This window comes from Marinobacter segnicrescens (genome assembly GCF_900111555.1).
In the GTDB taxonomy this organism is placed as follows: domain Bacteria; phylum Pseudomonadota; class Gammaproteobacteria; order Pseudomonadales; family Oleiphilaceae; genus Marinobacter; species Marinobacter segnicrescens.
Genome location: NZ_FOHZ01000068.1, coordinates 1 through 1,589 on the forward strand (window position 1 = coordinate 1; position 1,589 = coordinate 1,589).

At 38.1% G+C, this 1,589-nt stretch carries 2 protein-coding genes; both read right to left on the bottom strand.

Annotation, left to right across the window (positions count from 1 at the left end; translation table 11 throughout):
• Nucleotides 1–92: 92 nt before the first annotated feature.
• The gene (locus BM036_RS19610) at nt 93–539 is read right to left on the bottom strand and encodes a hypothetical protein (protein ID WP_091855305.1); all 447 of its coding nucleotides are present in this window, start codon (nt 537–539) and stop codon (nt 93–95) included.
• 16 nt (nt 540–555) lie between these two features.
• A complete protein-coding gene (locus tag BM036_RS20020; protein WP_143066681.1) occupies nt 556–1,452 on the bottom strand; it encodes a hypothetical protein in 897 nt (298 codons plus the stop codon).
• Between the last annotated feature and the right edge of the window lie 137 nt (nt 1,453–1,589).

A 1,589-nucleotide genomic window follows, 5' to 3' on the forward strand; every position in this document is an offset into this window, starting at 1 on the left:
TGAGTTCTCCGCCGCTATTTCCTTAATAATGAAGCACCGGGCTCGTCCAACACCGGATCAGGTCGCGGCGGTGCGCGACCTATCCTTATTTGTTAGCTGCCATTCTCGAATATGTTCCTAGAAATTAGCGTGTAGTTTTTCTGCTGATTGTCAATTTCACCACTTGCCACATCATAGAAATAGTGAGTAACTTCATATTTATCAAAGTCTTTTACATCGATGGGGTGATCTGCAAATGGATTATGGTGAATTTGTAGGCCGTCAAGGTGGGTTTCATAATACTTACTATTATCTATTAAGCCACTGAGCAATCCTCTTGTCTTATCGTATCGACTGAAACGTACAGTTCGTTCAAGCGGAGTTTGCGATATGGCTTTACCCATAGTTGCGGTTGTAGAAAAAATGACAGCGCTTATTTCTTTATATTTGGCGCTAGTAAATATTCCAAGCTCAAGTGTTACATCCTCATTTTTTTGAGCTGTAGGAACATATACTTCTGTGAAATCTTTATCTTTATCAATACCTTGTCCATACAGCACGCGAATAATTCCTTCATTATTTTGAATAAAAAAATATGGTTGTTCGTATGGAGCTACAGCGATTATATAAGGATTTCCTACTACATGGTCTTGCTTTGAATATGATTTGATATATTTTTTTGTATTTTGAGTTTATAGCATTAAGGATTCTTACACATGAAAAATTCAAGAAATCATAATTTTCTCTTAACTTATCTCCAGTCCATTCAGGAGGCGAGTCAATAGAATGATTTGCAGTAACTGCTTCTATATTAAGTATGTTGTCGTTTTTCGTCTTTACAGTAAAATCAGGCATCGCTTTTGAGTAGTCGATACTCATTTCTAAGTCACAAAAACATTGATTTAGGTAGATTTCCCAAAATGATGAATTAAATGTGGTTTGGAATTCATGATTAAACTTATTATCTCTATCTTCAAAACCACTACTCCACCGCAGTAAAACCTTCCTTATTTCTTCAGTCTCATCATCCAATAGATATTTGAAGTGAGAATGTAGCTTGTCTTCCGTTGTAGTGAGTGTAAATAGATCAAGGGGCTTTTTTGCTTGTCGGAATGTCCCATCAAGATAATAACGACCAAACCCGTAATGTTGGAGTATGTATTCGACAATGGTGATACGCACCATCGCTGCTGTTTCCATGTTTACTGCATCAGCAATAGCCATTGTAATGTTAAGTAAGAATTGTTGAGGACCTGATCTTCCGTTTACATCATCCCAGCCTCTATTCATCGCCTCTGAGTATTCTTCAGGATTTATGTAGAATGTTTCTACTCGTTCTTTTACAAAAGGTATTCCTTCTTTTGCAGCATCAAGCTCCTCGAGAACAAATTGCCAAGCAACGGAACGGCTATTTGGCTTTGACTCTATGATTCTGACTAACTCTTTGACTGATGAATCTATAACTTCTTGCATCAAAATCTCAATTTCATGTAACTTATACTCTTACAGATTGGGGGGGGGGGCAGCTAACGAGGCTGTAGAAAAACTCGATTTCGAGCCGTCCCCAACGCCTGCTTCCTAAAATTTTTGTAGCGGCCATCAGCTAGCTG

What these genes read in the sequence shown, in the direction of transcription:
- BM036_RS20020 (WP_143066681.1), bottom strand. Translation starts at nt 1,452, where the DNA reads ATGCAAGAAGTTATAGATTCATCAGTCAAAGAGTTAGTCAGAATCATA.